Raw genomic sequence first — 15,515 nt, 5'->3', positions numbered from 1 at the left:
CCAGGACCGGCCGTCGAACACCGGCGGCCGGTCCGGCGTGTATGTGACCTGGAGCACGGATACCGCTGCTACCCTCGTGCGCATCACCCGCACCCCGTTCCAAGGTGCGGAACCGCACTGCTGACAAGGGGTAGCACCATGAGTGAGAACAGACGGCACCGGAAGGGGCCGGCCGGGCACGATCCGGTGGACACGGGCACGGATGTCCTGGTCCAGGACCCGGACCTGCCTCCGGTTGCGTTGGACGACGCCGCCGCGGAGGCTGAGGAACGCCGCTGGACACCGGCCAAGATCATCCTGTGGACAGGCATAGCCCTCCTGGGCGGCATCAGCTGGACCATGCTTGCCATCGTCCGGGGTGAAACCGTCAACGCCATCTGGTTCGTGTTCGCAGCCGTCTGTACCTACTTCATCGGGTACCGTTTCTACTCCAAGTTCATCGAACGGCACCTCCTGAAGCCCAATGACCGCCGTGCGACTCCCGCTGAGTACAAGGCGGACGGCAAGGACTACGCGGCGACCGACCGCAGGGTGCTCTACGGCCACCACTTCGCTGCCATTGCCGGAGCAGGACCGCTGGTCGGCCCCGTGCTGGCAGCCCAGATGGGCTACCTCCCCGGCACAGTCTGGATCATCGTCGGCGTGATCCTGGCCGGAGCAGTCCAGGACTACCTGGTCATGTTCTTCTCCATGCGCCGCGGCGGCCGTTCACTGGGTCAGATGGCCCGCGAAGAGCTGGGCCTGATCGGCGGCACCGCAGCCCTCATCGCCACCCTGACCATCATGATCATCATCGTCGCGATCCTCGCCCTGGTGGTCGTTAACGCCCTGGGCGAGAGTCCCTGGGGTGTCTTCTCCGTGGCCATGACCATTCCGATCGCCCTGTTCATGGGCGTGTACCTGCGCTTCCTGCGGCCAGGCAAGGTCACCGAAGTCTCCATCATCGGGTTCGTGCTGCTGATGCTCGCGATCATCGGCGGCGGCTGGATCGCCGACACCGAATGGGGTGTGGCGCTCTTCTCCCTGGACCGCGTCACCATCGCGTGGGGCATCATTATTTACGGCTTTATTGCCGCTGTCCTGCCCGTGTGGCTGCTGCTGGCCCCGCGGGACTACCTCTCCACCTTCATGAAGGTCGGCACCATCGTGATGCTGGCCGTGGCCATCATCATCGTCCGGCCCGAGATCAGTGTTCCCGCGTTCAGCGAGTTTGCGTCCCGCTCGGACGGCCCAGTGGTCGCCGGGTCGCTGTTCCCTTTCCTGTTCGTGACGATCGCCTGCGGTGCACTCTCCGGGTTCCACGCGCTGATCTCCTCCGGCACCACACCGAAGATGATCGAGAAGGAACGCCAGACCCGGTTCATCGGGTACGGCGGCATGCTGATGGAGTCGTTCGTGGCCATCATGGCCCTGGTTGCCGCGCTCTCGATTGACCGGGGAATCTACTTCGCCATGAACTCCTCCGCCGCAGCCACCGGCGGAACCGTGGAGGGCGCCGTCGCCTTCGTGAACTCCCTCGGCCTGGCCGGGGTGAACCTGACACCGGACATGCTCACATCCCTGGCCGCCGGCGTCGGGGAAGAATCCGTGGTCTCGCGTACCGGCGGAGCCCCGACCCTCGCCGTCGGCCTGGCCATGATCATGCAGAGCTTCATCGGCGGCCCGGCCATGATGGCTTTCTGGTACCACTTCGCCATCATGTTTGAGGCCCTGTTCATCCTCACCGCCGTCGACGCCGGAACCCGCGTGGCGCGCTTTATGCTGCAGGACTCGATCGGCAACTTTATCCCGAAGTTCCGGGATACCTCGTGGCGGACGGGAGCCTGGATCTGTACGGCCGTTATGGTCGCAGGCTGGGGGTCGATCCTGATCATGGGGGTGACGGATCCGCTGGGCGGAATCAACACACTCTTCCCGCTGTTCGGAATCGCCAACCAGCTTCTGGCGGCCATTGCGCTGGCCATCTGCCTGGCCATCCTGGCCAAGAAGAACCTCTTCAAGTACATCTGGGTGGTGGTGCTGCCACTGGGCTTCGCCTCGGTCGTGACCATTACCGCCTCGATGTACAAGATCTTCTCCCCGGTTCCTGCGGTGGGCTACTGGGCCCAGCACAACGCGTTCAAGAACGCGCTGGCGTCCGGGGAAACCAGCTTCGGCTCGGCCAAAACCGTGGAGGCCATGGAAGCGGTGGTCCGCAACACCTTCGTGCAGGGGATTCTGTCCATCCTCTTCGTGACCCTCGCCGTCATCGTGATCGTCACCGCAGTCATTGCATCGGTCCGGTCCTACCGCTCCGGCGGTGCCCCAAGCGCCGAGGACCCTGCGGTGCCGTCCCGGATCTTTGCGCCGTCAGGATTCTTCGGCACCCCGCTGGAGAAGGAGATCGAGGCGCAGTGGAAGGCCTTGCCGCAGGATAAGAAACCAGCAGCAAAGACAGCGGGAGCCGGGCACTGATGCCCGCGGCCATCGCCGGCGGCCTGCGCGGCTTCATCCGTTTCTTCCGCGATGTCATGGGGGAGGATGCCTACCGCAAGTATCAGGCGCACCACGCGGCGTCGGGCTGTAACGGACCGGCGCTGACTGAACGGGAATTCTGGAAGGACAAGATGGACCGCCAGGATGCCAACCCCGGTGGGCGCTGCTGCTGACAACGCCTCTGCTGCTGACAACGGACAGCACAGCAGGGCAGGCCCGGTGTCCCCAGCGGGCACCGGGCCTGCCGCGTTTTCGCTGGGTTGCTGGTGGGCGCTGCCACTGCCTTGCCGCTGAGGGTCCCGGCTTGGACACTTGTACGGCCGGGCGCTTGTAGTGGGTGTCTGTTCCTGTTTTGCTGGATAGATGCCTGGACACGAAGACCTGCCCCAAGACCCTCACCTTCGTGAGGACATCAGCCTTCCCCTGCCGGAGCCGGACAACGAGGATGAGCATCTGGCCGAGGACGTCAACCTCCCCCAGAAGAATCAGGACTCCGGCCCCGAGTTCGATTCGCGCCACTACACTTCGGGCCAGCTCAACGCCGGTCAGTACGCGCCCGGCCTGAGTCCCAATGGTGAGTATGCCGAAAAGCGGCAGGAAGAGCTTGAAAGCGACTGAAGCCCGGAACAACCCGCCCCAAGCGTGAGAGCATTAATCCATGACTGAACAGAACGGATCTGCGGCCGTCCCCGGGGCACAGGCCCCTGCGGCTCCGGCCGGAGAGACGGCCCAGTCCCCGGAGCGGGACGGTACCGGTACCCGCTCCGCCACCGCTCCGCCGCAGGGCCGGTCCCAGGACCCTGCAGCGCCGGGTGCCGGACAAGGCACCGACAGCCAGGCCGACAGCGACGGTTCCCAGGACAAGAACGGTCCCGCAAAGCTGAACGAACTGGTGGATGAGCCCGCGAAGGTCATGCGGATCGGCACCATGATCAAACAGCTCCTCGAAGAAGTGCGCAACGCGCCTCTCGATGACGCGGCCCGGAACCGTCTGGCGGAAATCCATGAGCGGTCGCTCAAGGAACTTTACGACGGTCTGGCTCCGGAGCTCGTCACCGAACTGCAGCGGATCAATCTGCCGTTCCTGGAGGACGCGACGCCGACCGACGCCGAGCTGCGCATTGCCCAGGCGCAGCTGGTGGGCTGGCTGGAAGGACTGTTCCGCGGCATCCAGACCGCCATCGCAGCCCAGCAGACCGCCAACCAGCAGCTGCAGGGCCGTCTTCAGCTGCGCCAGCTGCCGCCCGGCACGGTCCTGGCCCCGGGCGTGGTGGTCGGGGAAGACGGCGAACCGCGCCGTGCCGGTAGCGTCCCGGGCCAGCAGCGGCAGGGTCCCGGCTCGGGCGGACGGATCGAGCCCCACGCGGGTCCCGGACAGTATCTGTAGAATTTCCCGCAGGATGGCACTTTTCGCAGCAGCCCGGCAGGGGCGCAAGGACGACGTCGAACTCGGCAAGGGTGTGTGGCGCCGCGCCCACGACCGCTTCACCCGCGGGCTGGACCGTTACCACCAAATGCTGGAGGGCGTCGAGGACGATGCGCTCTATAACGAGCTGGCACTCGTAGCCAATGAACTCTCCGGCCTTCTGCCGCGCGTCCGCGCGGTCTGCGCCCATGCCCAGGGACAGTGCCCCAGCTCCGGGCAGGACATCCCGGGCCGGATGATCGCGGTCCACCGCGCCCTGTCCCGGTCGGGCAATTCGCTCGCGGCCACCGCGGAAGCGGCGGCAATGTCGAGGCTGGAAGGGGAACGCTGGGGGATTGCGTCCTCCGGCGTCGAAAACGTGCGCCGCCGCGCACAGCTCGTGGAACAGGATATTGCCGAGGCCGAACGCGTTCTCGCCGCGGACCAGGCCGGCGGTTCACCGGTTTAGCGGCCGCCTGGACGTCCTTTTTCTCCGTTGCCGGCTGCGGGACAAAATTTCGCGGCCAGCAAACTTCGGCTCCGTTTGGTCACGGCGGCGCCGAAGTGCGGGCAGGATGGTGACCATGACTACATCCCCACTTGTGACGTTCATCGACGGCAATACCATCCCCCAGCTCGGCTACGGCGTCTGGCGGGTTGAGGACGAACTCGCGGAGAAGACCGTGGGCATGGCTTTCGAAGCGGGCTACCGCCACATCGACACGGCCAAGATCTACGGCAACGAAGCCGGCGTAGGCCGGGCCATTGCAGCCTCCGGCCTGCCGCGGGAAGACCTGTTCATCACCACCAAGGTCTGGAACGCCGACCAGGGCTACGAGGAAACCCTGGCCGCCTTCGACGCCTCCATGGAGCGCCTGGGCCTGGAATACCTGGACCTGTACCTGATCCACTGGCTGCAGCCGAAGCAGGGCAAGTACGTGGACACCTGGAAGGCCCTCGTTGAGCTGCAGAAGTCCGGCCGGGTCAAGTCCATCGGCGTCTGCAACTTTACGGTCGAGGCGCTGCAGGAAATCATCGACGCCACCGGCGTTGTTCCCGTCCTCAACCAGGTGGAAACGCACCCATACCTGGCCCAGAAGGAACTGCGCGAGTTCGAGGCCAAGCACGGCATCCGCCACGAGTCCTACTCTCCGCTCGGCTCCGGCCAGGGCCTGCTCGATGACCCGGTCCTGCAGGAAATTGCAGCGAAGTACGACGGCGCCACGCCGGCCCAGGTGGTCATCGCCTGGCACCTGGCGCTCGGCAACATCGTGATTCCGAAGTCCGTGACCGAATCCCGGATCCAGGAGAACTGGGCGGCCTTGGACCTCAAGCTGGCCGACGAGGACATCGACGCGGTCAACGCCCTGGACAACGGCACCCGCTTCGGCGCCGATCCGGCGACGTCCGACTTCGCCTAGCAGCCGCGGGCCCCAAGGCACCGCGGTAGAACAGCCACAGCAGTACAGCAGAAAGGCGGCCTTCCCGGAGGGGAGGGCCGCCTTTCTTATATCAGGGGGTCCAGGACTCAGGCTGCAGCGTTGGCTTCCAACGGAGCCCGCAGCGGCCAGTCGCCGCCTTCCAGGATGACCTGTGCGCACTGCCAGGTCCGTGTGTTGATGATGACCGGGGCCAGCAGATTCACGGTGGTGCCGCCGTCGGACGGGTTGGCTACCACCAGGACACGGGCATCGGCCGGATCCTGGAGGCCCAGCTGGGCCGCCTGCTCGTCGGCAATTTCCGGGTTGTAGTCGGGCAGGTACACGGAGGCATCAATCGCATAGAAGCGGCGCTGCCCGGCGGAAACGTCCGCGCCGGTCAGCGAGTACAATCCGGTGGCCCCATCCACATCGGCCAGATCGAACGCTGTGATGGGTTCGAGTCCCGGGGGAGGGGTGAGGAAAACCACCGGCGTCACGGTGCTCATCGCAGGAAATCCATCAGGGTGGGCTGCAGGACCTTGGCCGTGACGGCCAGGGAGGACTGGTACGCCAGTTCCTGAAGTTTCAGGTCCATGATGACCTGCGCGGTGTCCAGGTCCTCGATGCCGGAGCGCCGGGATTCCAAACTGACTGCCTGCTCCATGTTGTTTTCCTCTGCTTTCAGCACACGGGCATGGCGGATGCCGACGTCGGTCTGCTGCGAGAGCACATTGTCCCTGCTCGCATCGATGCCGGACAGGTGTCCGCTGATGTCCCCGTTGGTCCGCAAATCGGCAACCAGGGAATCCAGCTTGGTAAAGACGTCGCCGAAGACAGCTGCTGCGCTGGCATCAACCTGGACCGTGGTGTTCGCATCCAGCCGCCGGGTCACTGGTCCGTCAGCGGCACCCGTGAAGGTGTAGGTTGCCGGGTCGACAGTGGAATCCACTTTGACTGCGGCCCCCGCGTCGGAGTTCCCGGCAAAAATATTCCGGCCCAGGTAGGAGGTGTTGGCCTGCGCCAGCAGGTCCGCTTTCAGGCCTTCCAGCTCGGTGGCGATGGCGGCCTTGTTGGCCGGGGTGGCAGTCGCCGTTGCGCCGGTGATTGCCAGGTCCTTGATCCGGGTGAGGATGTCCGTCGCGCGGGTCATAGCGGCATCGACGGTGGCGAGCCAGCTGTTCGCATCGGCGATGTTGCTTTTGTACTGTGCGTTGGCGCGGATCTCGCCGCGGACCTTCAGGGCGTCGGCGGTGCCCGAAGGATTGTCCGACGGCCGGGTGATGGCGGCCGAGGTCTGTGCCTGCTCCTGGAGCTTGGCCAGCCGGGAGATGTTCGCCTGCAGGTTCTGCTGGGCGTTTCGCGTCAGCGTCAGGTTCGAGGTACGGGAAATCACGGGTTACCTTCCCACAATGCCGGTGCGGTTAATCAGGGTGTCGAGCATTTCATCAATGGCTGTCATGACCCGCGCAGCACCCTGGTAGGCGTGCTGATAGGCGAGCAGATTCAGGTTTTCTTCGTCCAGGTCCACCGAGGAGTTGGAAAGCTGCATGCCGACGGCGGCGGAGGCAGCGACGCCGGCGAGTTCCGCCTGCTGCATCTCCACCCGGGTGCTGGCGCCAATGCCGCTGACAAAGTTGGCCCAGGCCGAGTCGGGTGAGTTTTTCCCGGCGCCCAGCTGCGCGATGGCGTCGGCCACGGAGTTGTCTTTCGCTCCCTGGCCGGCCGCACCGGTGGCGATGCCTGCCGCGCCGGTGGGGATGACCTTCAGCGAGAGGGCAGCGGGATCGGTGCTGTGACTGAAGAAATCGCCCAGCACCGTTCCGGCGGTGTTGGTGCCGCCGTTGTGGACCCCGTTGACAGCCGTGGCCAGGGTTTTAGCGAAGTTGTTGTAGCCCTCCGCCGCGGCGGTGAGGGTGCCGCCATCGGATGCCGGAGCGAGCAGGCTGAGCGCGCCGGCGATTTCGCCGCTGGCCGCCATGTTGGTTCCGGGGCGGTGGCTCCATTCCAGGCGCGGGGCTTCGCCGCCCATGGCGATCCCACCGGCAACCTGTACCGGGCGGACGATATCCCCGGAGACAATGGCGTTACCGTCAATCAACACGTCCACCATGCCGTTTTCCGACTCGCGGACCGTGCCGCCGGCAAGGGCGGCAATGGTGGTGGTCAGGGCATTCCGCTGGTCAATCAGCTCGTTGGCGCTCCCGCCGGAGGCCTGCGTGGTGCGGATCTGCGCATTCAGGGAAGCGATCTGCGAGGCGGTGCCGTTCAGCTCCGCCTCCATATCCTTGAGCTGTTTGTAGGCGCCGGTCCACTGGTCCTCCACTGCCTCGTACCCGGTGGAGATCTGCTGGGCGAGGATCGTGGCCTGGCCGATCAGCGCGGTGGCGGCTGCCTCGTCCCCGGGCTTGTTGGACACACCCTGCCAGGCTGCCCAGAACTCAGTCAGGGAGGCGGAAATGCCGTTCTTCCCGGGTTCGTTCAGGCTGGTTTCCAGGCTGGACAGGGCATTGGCGCGCACCGCGGAAAACCCGGAGGCCGCGGCGGTCGCCCGCACTCGGGTATCCAGCTGCATGCTGCCGAGCCGGGCGATTCCGTCAATGGAAACGCCCTGCCCCACCGCTGGTCCGGTGGAGAACCTGCCGGCGATGGAGGCACCGCCCATGGCCGAGGTGGTGACCCGCTGGCGGGTGTAGCCCGGTGTGTTGACGTTGGCGATGTTCTGCCCGACGACGTCGAGTCCCCTACGGGCTGCGCTCAGACCGGAGTACGCGGTGTTCAGGCCGCTGAAGGTGCTCATGGCGTGATGATTCCTTTGTTCACGGTCTCTAGAGTTGCTTGTCCACTATGCGGGCGCTGTTCCCCGGGCCGGCAGAGTTGCCGCTGGAGGTGTACGTTTTGCTCTCCGTGCCCAGGCCCGCGAGGGTTTCCTGGGCGGAACGCGCAGCCGTACGGAGGAACTGTTCGTTCGTGTCCCGCAGGTCGCGGATCCTCACGGTAAGTTCCGTCATTGCCTGAAGATGGGCCGTGAAAATCTCAGTCCACGGTCCTGGAGGCGCGGCGGCAATGATCTGCCGAAGAGTTGCATCTTCGGCTATGCCCCACTCCTCCGCGAGTTCGGAAACGGCCACCGTCCTGGCCAGATTCGCGATTCGCAGGCGGTCAAGGACCTGCTCCACTTCCCGGGTGGCGTGCTGGAGCCAGCGCGTTTTCCCTGAGGTCAGGAGCAGCTGTTCTTCCTCGAGCTTGAAGGTCAGGAGCTCCAACAGCTCCCGTTCTTCCCAGAGTAATGCGGACAGTTTCTGGGTACCCATGTCTAGCTCACCTCCTGCGGTCTACGCGAGTGTTTTGTCTTCCGATGGATGCGGAATCACATCCTGCAACGGTTTCAAGACACCCGCCTTCACAGGCCGAAAAACTTTTAATCCGTCAGACACACCTATCGGCGGTTGCACTACCAATGTTAGTGGTATGTTGCACGTATTACGCCAAAGTATGGAATCTCCCGGAGGACTCAGCCTCTGTCCTAACGGCAAGCGTATTTTGTTGGGGAACAAGGACTTGGGGGTCCATATTTTGAATCGTGAAGAACGCAACCGGCTGGTTGTGGAGAACTTACCGCTGGTCGGATATCTGGTCTCAGAGGTGTGTGCCAAGGTGACACATCTCTCCCGGGACGATTTGGCATCGGTCGGGGCAATAGCCCTGATCACGTCTGCTGACTCGTTTAATGCGGAGCTGGGTGTGCCCTTCGGTGCGTACGCGCGCCGGCGCATCGTTGGCGCTTTCGCCGACGAGATGCGCTCGAACGACTGGGCTACCCGGACGGCACGGAAACGCATCAAGGAAACACTGGCAGTAAAGGAAGCTCTGACTGGGGCGCTCGGACGGAGCCCGAAGGTCGATGAAATTGCTTCTGCCCTGGGTGTTGACCGCAGTACCGCCGAGGACGCCCTGTCGGACGCCTCACGCACTGTGTCCCACCTTGATGATGCCGCCTCAGATTCCCTGGTCAGCGACCTGCCGTCGCCGGAAGGCTCGGTATTGAATGCCGAGAATATGAAGTATCTGCGGGCAGCTGTCGCTGCCCTGCCGGAGAAGATGCGCTACATCGTGGAGCAGGTCTACTTCCATGACCGGTCCGTGAAGGAGCTGGCCGCTGAGCTGGGAGCTACCCACTCCGCGGTCTCCCAGCAGCGCGCCGAAGCGGTCCGCCTGCTGCGCGACGGTCTGGGTACCCATTACTCGGATACCGGCACCCCGGCTCCGATTGAGTCCCGGATTTCCCCGGCCCGGCGGAACGCCTACCTGTCCTCGGTGGCGGAATGGACTGCCGGCGGGCTCACCCGCCACGACCCGCATTTCCATCCCACCGGGTTCGCTGCCCCGGGTGGACACGGCCTGCTGAACACTGCTGTGTCCTAATTACTGCAGCTGCTGTGTCTCAGGTCTCAAAAGACCGGAAATAACTTTCCTGAATTCCTAACACCCGCGCAGGGAGGGTCGATAACTACGGGTAGAGGCCCACGGATGGGCCTCGTAGTTATCGCCCACTCACGGAGGAATTCATCATGGGTTTCACAATTGCAACTAACACCTCGTCGCTCAACGCGATGCGTAACCTGAACCTGAACCAGGCGAACCAGGCCAAGTCGGTGGAGCGCCTCTCCAGCGGTCTGCGCATCAACCGTGCGGCTGACGATGCTGCCGGTCTGGCTATCTCCGAAGGCCTGAAGAATCAGATCTCCGGCCTGACCCAGGCTGGCCGCAACGCGCAGGACGGCATCAGCCTCATCCAGACCGCTGAAGGCGCCCTGACTGAGGTGCACAACATCCTGAACCGCGTTCGTGACCTGTCCGTACAGGGCGCGAGTGCTACGAACAATAGCGAGTCTCGTACGGCCATCCAGAAGGAAATCACCGCACTGGGTGGTGAGCTGGACCGCATCGCAAAGGGAACCAACTTCAACGGCATCAACCTGCTGACGAATGCTGCGTCCCTGCCGGCCAATGCGCTGAAGATCCAGGTCGGTTCGGAAGGCAATGCGGCTGCGACCAACGAAATCACCATCACGCTGACCGACATTGAAGCAGTAGCTACCGCTGTGAAGGGTATCGACATCACCGTGGGCGCTGACCAGCCTGCAAACCAGGTCCTGGCCTCCGCGGCCATTGAAACTCTGGATACGCACATCACGGCTGTTTCCGGAGCGCGCGCAGACCTGGGTGCACAGCAGAACCGCCTGGAATCCACCGCACGCTCCATCGCGGTGTCTGTCGAGAACCTCTCGGCCGCCAACTCCCGCATCCGCGACACCGACATGGCAGCGGAAATGGGTAACTTCACCAAGTCCCAGATCCTCTCCCAGGCCGCTACCGCAATGCTGGCCCAGGCCAACCAGATGAACTCCGGCGTGATGCAGCTCCTGCAGTAATAGCGGATTCATCCGCGGTGCGGCCCCCGGCAGCACCGCACAAGCACTAACCGCTTGACCGGCAGGTGAATGGCCGCTGGCGGGAGAAGAATGACTTGGACCTCACACTTTTCCCGCCAGCCCGTTCCCTGCCTGAAGTGTTTTACCAAGACCTCCCGGTGGCACCGGAGGGACACCTTTTAGGAGCATCGGCATGGCGCTAGGCATCGACGGGATCATCAGCGGTATCAAGACCACCGAGATGATCAAGCAGCTTATGGACATCGAAGCCCGGCCGCAGCTGCTGCTCAAGAACAAAGTCACGACCACCCAGCTCTTCACCACGGCGCTGCAGTCGCTGAACGCCAAGATCGCCTCCCTGGCCGAAGCTGCCTCCAAGACGGCCAAACCTGCCGGAACCGACCTCTATATGGCCACCAGCAGTTCAGACAAGGTCACCACCACAATCGGTGCTGGAGCGGCAGCGGGCTCGCTGGATGTCTCCGTGACCCAGACCGCCACCGCACAGGTCTCACTCTCCAAAGCCATGGCAGCCTGGCCATCGGCGAGCGTGTTGGCCATCTCCGCGAATGGAACCACCACCTCCTTCGACACCACGGACAAATCCATGGATGAAGTCATCAGCGAGGTGAACAAGGCCAACCTCGGCGTCACCGGAGTCAAAATCGCCACTGGCAGCGTTGACGGTGTCCAGCAGTATCGGGTGCAGTTCACTGCGACGAAGACCGGAACCGAAGGTGCCTTCACTGCCAGCCTGGATGGCGGGGCATTGGACGTCCTCAAACCGGGTCAGGATGCCAAGCTCACCCTCTGGGCCGGCACCCCGGCCGCGCAGGAGATCACCTCTTCCACCAATACTTTCAAGGGCCTGATGCCCGGGGTGGATATCACCCTGGCGGCCAATACGCCGGCCAACACCGCCGTTACCCTGACCGTTGCCCGGGACGATGAAGCCATTTCCAAGGTCGCCGCAGACCTGGTCGCAGGACTGGCCGATGTGTTTGCCTTCATCAATAAGAACAGTGCGGTTTCGGTCTCCACCAGTTCCGGCAGCAGCAGCGCCTCTGGTGGACTGTTTACCGGCGATGCCGGCATCCGGGACATTAAGCGCCAGCTGATGGAAGCCGCCACCTCACCGCTGGACGGCCGCTCACCGTCGGAGATCGGCGTCGTCATCACTAAAGACGGCACCGTCGAGTTCGATGCCGAGAAGTTCGCGGCGGCCATGGAAGCCGACCCGGTGAAGACCCAGGCCGCCTTGCAGGTCATCGCAGGCCGCGTTGAGGCCGCCGGCAAAGTGGCCTCGGACAAGTATGACGGCCTCATCACCCAGCGGATCACCGGCCAGGAGTCGGTGCTCAAAGCGTTGAACACCCAGATCGAAGATTGGGACCGCCGGCTGGCCAGCCGTGAATCCACGCTCAAACTGATCTGGGGGAACCTTGAAGTGAAACTCAGCCAGCTGCAGACCCAGCAGGACTGGCTGACCGGCCAGCTGGCTGCGCTCAATAGCTCCAACTCGGGCAGCAAGTGACCGTGAGTTACGGACTGCAGGCCAAACGCGCCGAATACATCCGGGACGCCGTCATGTCCGCCTCTCCGGTCCGGCTGCTGACCATGCTTTACGACCGGATGCTGCTGGACCTGAACCGGGCCGAAGCCGCCCAGCAGGCCGGAAACTGGCCGGCCGCCTCCGAGCAGCTGATCCATGCCCAGGCGATCGTTGCCGAGCTCAGCGGAACCCTCAAGGTCGACGAGTGGGAGGGCGGCGAGAATCTCCAGGCCATTTACGGCTACGTGATGAAGGCCATGGTTGAGGCGAACCTGCAGCACAACCCGGCGATAACCCGCGAGTGCATCAACCTGCTGGAACCGCTGCGCGCAGCCTGGCACGAGGCCGCCGCCCAGCTCCCCACCCACGCGCCCGCACCGTCCCCGGCCGGAACAGGCGGGACCCTCGGTGTCGGCTGAACCTGTGGAACTTTCTGATACGGGAGAAGTGATTCCCACAGACCTCGAGCGCTGGGATGAGGTCCTCACACAGCTTGAGGACAATCTCGAGGCTTTTATGAACGGGACCACCGTCCAGGAACAGGCCCGCAGTGTCGCCAGCTCCTGGCACCCGCCGCACGACCTCGGTCCGCTGCCTGCCCAGTACGCCACCCGCGCCCGGCTCCTCGCCATGGCGCAGCAGCGTGCCTACCAGCAGCTGCGCAACGAATCCCGGATGATCCGCCGGCAGGCTGAACTGATCCGCAGCGTCCCCTCGGTTTCCTCCGGTGGAGCCGTGTACCTCGACGTCGCGGGCTAGCCGCAGAAAACAAGGTTCCGGACACAGGCCAGGGGGCAACAAACCGGTCCCGCCCGCAGGCAGGACCCGGCCCGCTGGGTCAGGCCCCCACGTATGCGGCCAGGTGTTCCCCGGTGAGCGTGGCCCGCGATGCCACCAGATCTGCCGGCGTTCCCTCGAACACAATCCGGCCGCCGTCGTGCCCGGCACCCGGACCCATGTCGATGATCCAGTCCGCGTGGGCCATGACCGCCTGGTGGTGTTCAATCACGATCACCGACTTACCGGATTCGACCAGCCGGTCCAGCAGTCCCAGCAGCTGCTCAACGTCGGCCAGGTGCAGGCCCGTGGTGGGTTCGTCCAGGACGTAGATATCGCCCTTCTCCGCCATCTGTGAGGCGAGCTTCAGGCGCTGCCGTTCACCGCCCGAAAGGGTAGTGAGCGGCTGGCCCAGGCTCAGGTATCCCAGCCCCACGTCTGCGAGCCGGGACAGCACCTTGTGCGCCGCCGGAGTCCGGGCTTCACCCCCGCTGAAGAATTCCTCCGCCTCGGTGACGGACATGGCCAGGACCTCGGCGATGTTCCGCCCGCCCAGGGTGTACTCCAGCACCTGCGCCTGGAACCGCTTGCCGCCGCACTCCTCACAGGTGGACTCGACCGTGGCCATCACACCGAGGTCGGTATAGATCACGCCGGCGCCGTTGCAGACCGGGCAGGCGCCTTCCGAGTTGGAACTGAACAGTGCCGGTTTCACGCCGTTTGACTTGGCGAAGGCCTTGCGGATCGGCTCCAGCAGCCCTGTGTAGGTAGCCGGGTTGCTGCGGCGGGAACCTTTGATCCCGCTCTGGTCAATCACGACGACGCCCTCGCGTCCCGCGACCGAACCCCGGATGAGGGAACTCTTGCCGGACCCTGCAACACCTGTCAGCGCACAGAACACGCCCAGCGGAATATCGACGTCGACGTCCTGGAGATTGTTGGTGGAGGCGCCGCGGACTTCCAGGGCACCGGAGGGCTGCCGCACGCCCGGTTTCAGCTGGGCCCGGTCATCAAGGTGGCGGCCGGTGATGGTGTCGGCGGCTCGAAGGCCTTCCACCGTGCCCTGGAAGCAAATCTCCCCGCCGCCGGTGCCGGCGCCGGGGCCCAGATCCACCACATGGTCCGCAATCGCAATCATTTCCGGTTTATGCTCCACCACCAGGACCGTGTTGCCCTTATCCCGCAGCTGCAGGAGAAGCTGGTTCATCCGTTCAATGTCGTGCGGATGCAGCCCGATGGTTGGTTCATCGAAAACATACGTGACATCGGTCAGGGAGGAGCCGAGGTGCCGGATCATCTTGGTCCGCTGCGACTCGCCGCCGGAGAGCGTCCCCGCGGGGCGCTCCAGGGAGAGATAGCCGAGCCCGATCTCCGTGAAGGAATCCAGCAGGTGCTGCAGCCCGGTGAGCAGGGGAGCGACGGACGGCTCCTCCAGCTCCCGGACCCACTGCGCCAGATCGCTGATCTGCATGGAACACAGGTCAGCGATGTTCTTGCCCTTGATCCTGGAGGAGAGTGCTTCCGGGGCCAGGCGGGTGCCGCCGCAGTCCGGGCAGGTGGAGAACGTAATCGCCCGCTCCACAAAGGCACGGATGTGCGGCTGCATCGCTTCGCGGTCCTTGGACAGCATGGACTTCTGGATCTTTGGGATCAGGCCTTCGAACGTGACGTTGATGCCCTCGACCTTGAGCTTGGTCGGCTCCTGGTACAACAGGGCATGCAGTTCCTTCTTCGTGAACCGGTTGATCGGTTTGGAGGCATCGAACAGGCCGGTGTTGCTGAAGATCCTCCCGTACCAGCCATCCATGCTGTAACCGGGGATGGTCAGCGCACCCTCCAGGATCGACTTGGAATCGTCGTACAACGCCGTCAGGTCAAAGTCGCTGACCGAGCCCATGCCCTCGCAGCGTGGACACATCCCGCCGAGGCGGTTGAAGGTGGCCTTCTCTGCCTTGGTCTTGCCGCCGCGTTCCACGGTGATCGCGCCGCTTGCCTTCACCGAAGGGACGTTGAACGAATACGCGTTGGGGGAACCGATGTGCGGGTCGCCGAGCCGGCTGAACAGGATGCGCAGCATGGCGTTGGCATCGGTCGCGGTCCCCACCGTGGAGCGCGGGTTGGCGCCCATCCGTTCCTGGTCCACGATGATCGCCGTGGTGAGCCCTTCCAGCTTGTCCACATCGGGGCGGGACAATGAGGGCATAAACCCCTGGAGGAAGGCACTGTAGGTCTCATTGATCATCCGCTGGGAGTCAGCGGCAATGGTGGCGAAGACCAGGGAGCTCTTGCCTGAGCCGGAAACCCCGGTGAAAACGGTCAGGCGGCGTTTGGGAATCTCGACGTTGATGTCCTTGAGGTTGTTCTCCCGTGCGCCCAGCACCCTGATGAGATCATGACGGTCCGCAGGAGGTACATCCGGCGACTGTGTGGACCGGTCCGTGGCCGTGCTCATG

Annotated in this window: 16 protein-coding genes; 11 read left to right on the top strand and 5 right to left on the bottom strand. The window is 64.2% G+C overall.

Features of this window, described 5'->3' with window-relative positions:
* The first annotated feature begins 138 nt into the window (after positions 1-138).
* From H9638_RS13105 to H9638_RS13080, 6 genes are all read left to right on the top strand, one after another.
* Positions 139-2,454 carry a carbon starvation CstA family protein gene (locus H9638_RS13105; RefSeq protein ID WP_191748040.1) on the top strand — a complete coding sequence of 772 codons (2,316 nt, stop codon included), beginning with the start codon at positions 139-141 and terminating at the stop codon, positions 2,452-2,454.
* Positions 2,454-2,648, top strand: a complete 195-nt coding sequence (locus tag H9638_RS13100) for a YbdD/YjiX family protein (RefSeq protein ID WP_191748038.1) — start codon at positions 2,454-2,456, stop codon at positions 2,646-2,648. Before H9638_RS13105 ends, H9638_RS13100 begins: the two co-directional genes overlap by 1 nt.
* Before the next feature lie 190 nt (positions 2,649-2,838).
* Entirely contained in the window at positions 2,839-3,093 is a 255-nt protein-coding gene (locus H9638_RS13095) for a hypothetical protein (protein WP_191748036.1), read from the top strand.
* 40 nt (positions 3,094-3,133) lie between these two features.
* Positions 3,134-3,862 (top strand): bacterial proteasome activator family protein, encoded by a 729-nt coding sequence (locus H9638_RS13090; RefSeq protein WP_191748035.1) that lies wholly within the window; start codon positions 3,134-3,136, stop codon positions 3,860-3,862.
* A 13-nt stretch (positions 3,863-3,875) separates the two neighbouring features.
* Positions 3,876-4,349 (top strand): hypothetical protein, encoded by a 474-nt coding sequence (locus H9638_RS13085; RefSeq protein ID WP_191748033.1) that lies wholly within the window; start codon positions 3,876-3,878, stop codon positions 4,347-4,349.
* 115 nt (positions 4,350-4,464) lie between these two features.
* Positions 4,465-5,301, top strand: a complete 837-nt coding sequence (locus H9638_RS13080; protein ID WP_191748031.1) for an aldo/keto reductase — start codon at positions 4,465-4,467, stop codon at positions 5,299-5,301.
* A gap of 107 nt (positions 5,302-5,408) precedes the next feature.
* On the opposite strand, the gene H9638_RS13075 is transcribed toward H9638_RS13080, so the two are convergent.
* The 4 genes from H9638_RS13075 to H9638_RS13060 are packed head-to-tail and all read right to left on the bottom strand — an operon-like array spanning position 5,409 to position 8,612.
* Positions 5,409-5,807, bottom strand: coding sequence for a flagellar assembly protein FliW (locus H9638_RS13075; RefSeq protein ID WP_191748029.1), 399 nt, complete (start codon positions 5,805-5,807; stop codon positions 5,409-5,411).
* A complete protein-coding gene (locus tag H9638_RS13070; protein WP_191748027.1) occupies positions 5,804-6,694 on the bottom strand; it encodes a flagellin N-terminal helical domain-containing protein in 891 nt (296 codons plus the stop codon). The genes H9638_RS13075 and H9638_RS13070 overlap by 4 nt, the downstream gene beginning before the upstream one ends.
* 3 nt (positions 6,695-6,697) lie before the next feature.
* Positions 6,698-8,098, bottom strand: coding sequence for a flagellar hook-associated protein FlgK (gene flgK / locus H9638_RS13065; protein ID WP_191748025.1), 1,401 nt, complete (start codon positions 8,096-8,098; stop codon positions 6,698-6,700).
* A 28-nt stretch (positions 8,099-8,126) separates the two neighbouring features.
* The gene (locus H9638_RS13060; RefSeq protein ID WP_191748023.1) at positions 8,127-8,612 is read right to left on the bottom strand and encodes a flagellar protein FlgN; all 486 of its coding nucleotides are present in this window, start codon (positions 8,610-8,612) and stop codon (positions 8,127-8,129) included.
* A gap of 262 nt (positions 8,613-8,874) precedes the next feature.
* Between H9638_RS13060 and H9638_RS13055 the strand changes: the two genes are divergently transcribed.
* From H9638_RS13055 to H9638_RS13035, 5 genes are all read left to right on the top strand, one after another.
* The gene (locus tag H9638_RS13055; protein ID WP_191748021.1) at positions 8,875-9,723 is read left to right on the top strand and encodes a sigma-70 family RNA polymerase sigma factor; all 849 of its coding nucleotides are present in this window, start codon (positions 8,875-8,877) and stop codon (positions 9,721-9,723) included.
* A gap of 146 nt (positions 9,724-9,869) precedes the next feature.
* Positions 9,870-10,733 carry a flagellin N-terminal helical domain-containing protein gene (locus H9638_RS13050; protein WP_191748019.1) on the top strand — a complete coding sequence of 288 codons (864 nt, stop codon included), beginning with the start codon at positions 9,870-9,872 and terminating at the stop codon, positions 10,731-10,733.
* A 193-nt stretch (positions 10,734-10,926) separates the two neighbouring features.
* Positions 10,927-12,267 (top strand): flagellar filament capping protein FliD, encoded by a 1,341-nt coding sequence (gene fliD, locus H9638_RS13045; protein WP_191748017.1) that lies wholly within the window; start codon positions 10,927-10,929, stop codon positions 12,265-12,267.
* A gap of 2 nt (positions 12,268-12,269) precedes the next feature.
* Positions 12,270-12,704, top strand: a complete 435-nt coding sequence (gene fliS / locus H9638_RS13040; protein ID WP_318241877.1) for a flagellar export chaperone FliS — start codon at positions 12,270-12,272, stop codon at positions 12,702-12,704.
* 4 nt (positions 12,705-12,708) lie between these two features.
* The gene (locus tag H9638_RS13035; RefSeq protein WP_191748015.1) at positions 12,709-13,044 is read left to right on the top strand and encodes a hypothetical protein; all 336 of its coding nucleotides are present in this window, start codon (positions 12,709-12,711) and stop codon (positions 13,042-13,044) included.
* Positions 13,045-13,123: 79 nt separating this feature from the next.
* Here the strand turns inward: H9638_RS13035 and H9638_RS13030 are convergent, their stop codons facing one another.
* A complete protein-coding gene (locus H9638_RS13030; RefSeq protein ID WP_191748013.1) occupies positions 13,124-15,514 on the bottom strand; it encodes an ATP-binding cassette domain-containing protein in 2,391 nt (796 codons plus the stop codon).
* Position 15,515: the final 1 nt, after the last annotated feature.

Origin of the sequence: Arthrobacter pullicola, assembly GCF_014836875.1 — a bacterium.
GTDB classification, from domain to species: domain Bacteria; phylum Actinomycetota; class Actinomycetes; order Actinomycetales; family Micrococcaceae; genus Arthrobacter_B; species Arthrobacter_B pullicola.
The sequence above is the reverse complement of the archived record's forward strand: the minus strand, read 5'-3'. Positions and strand labels throughout refer to the sequence as shown.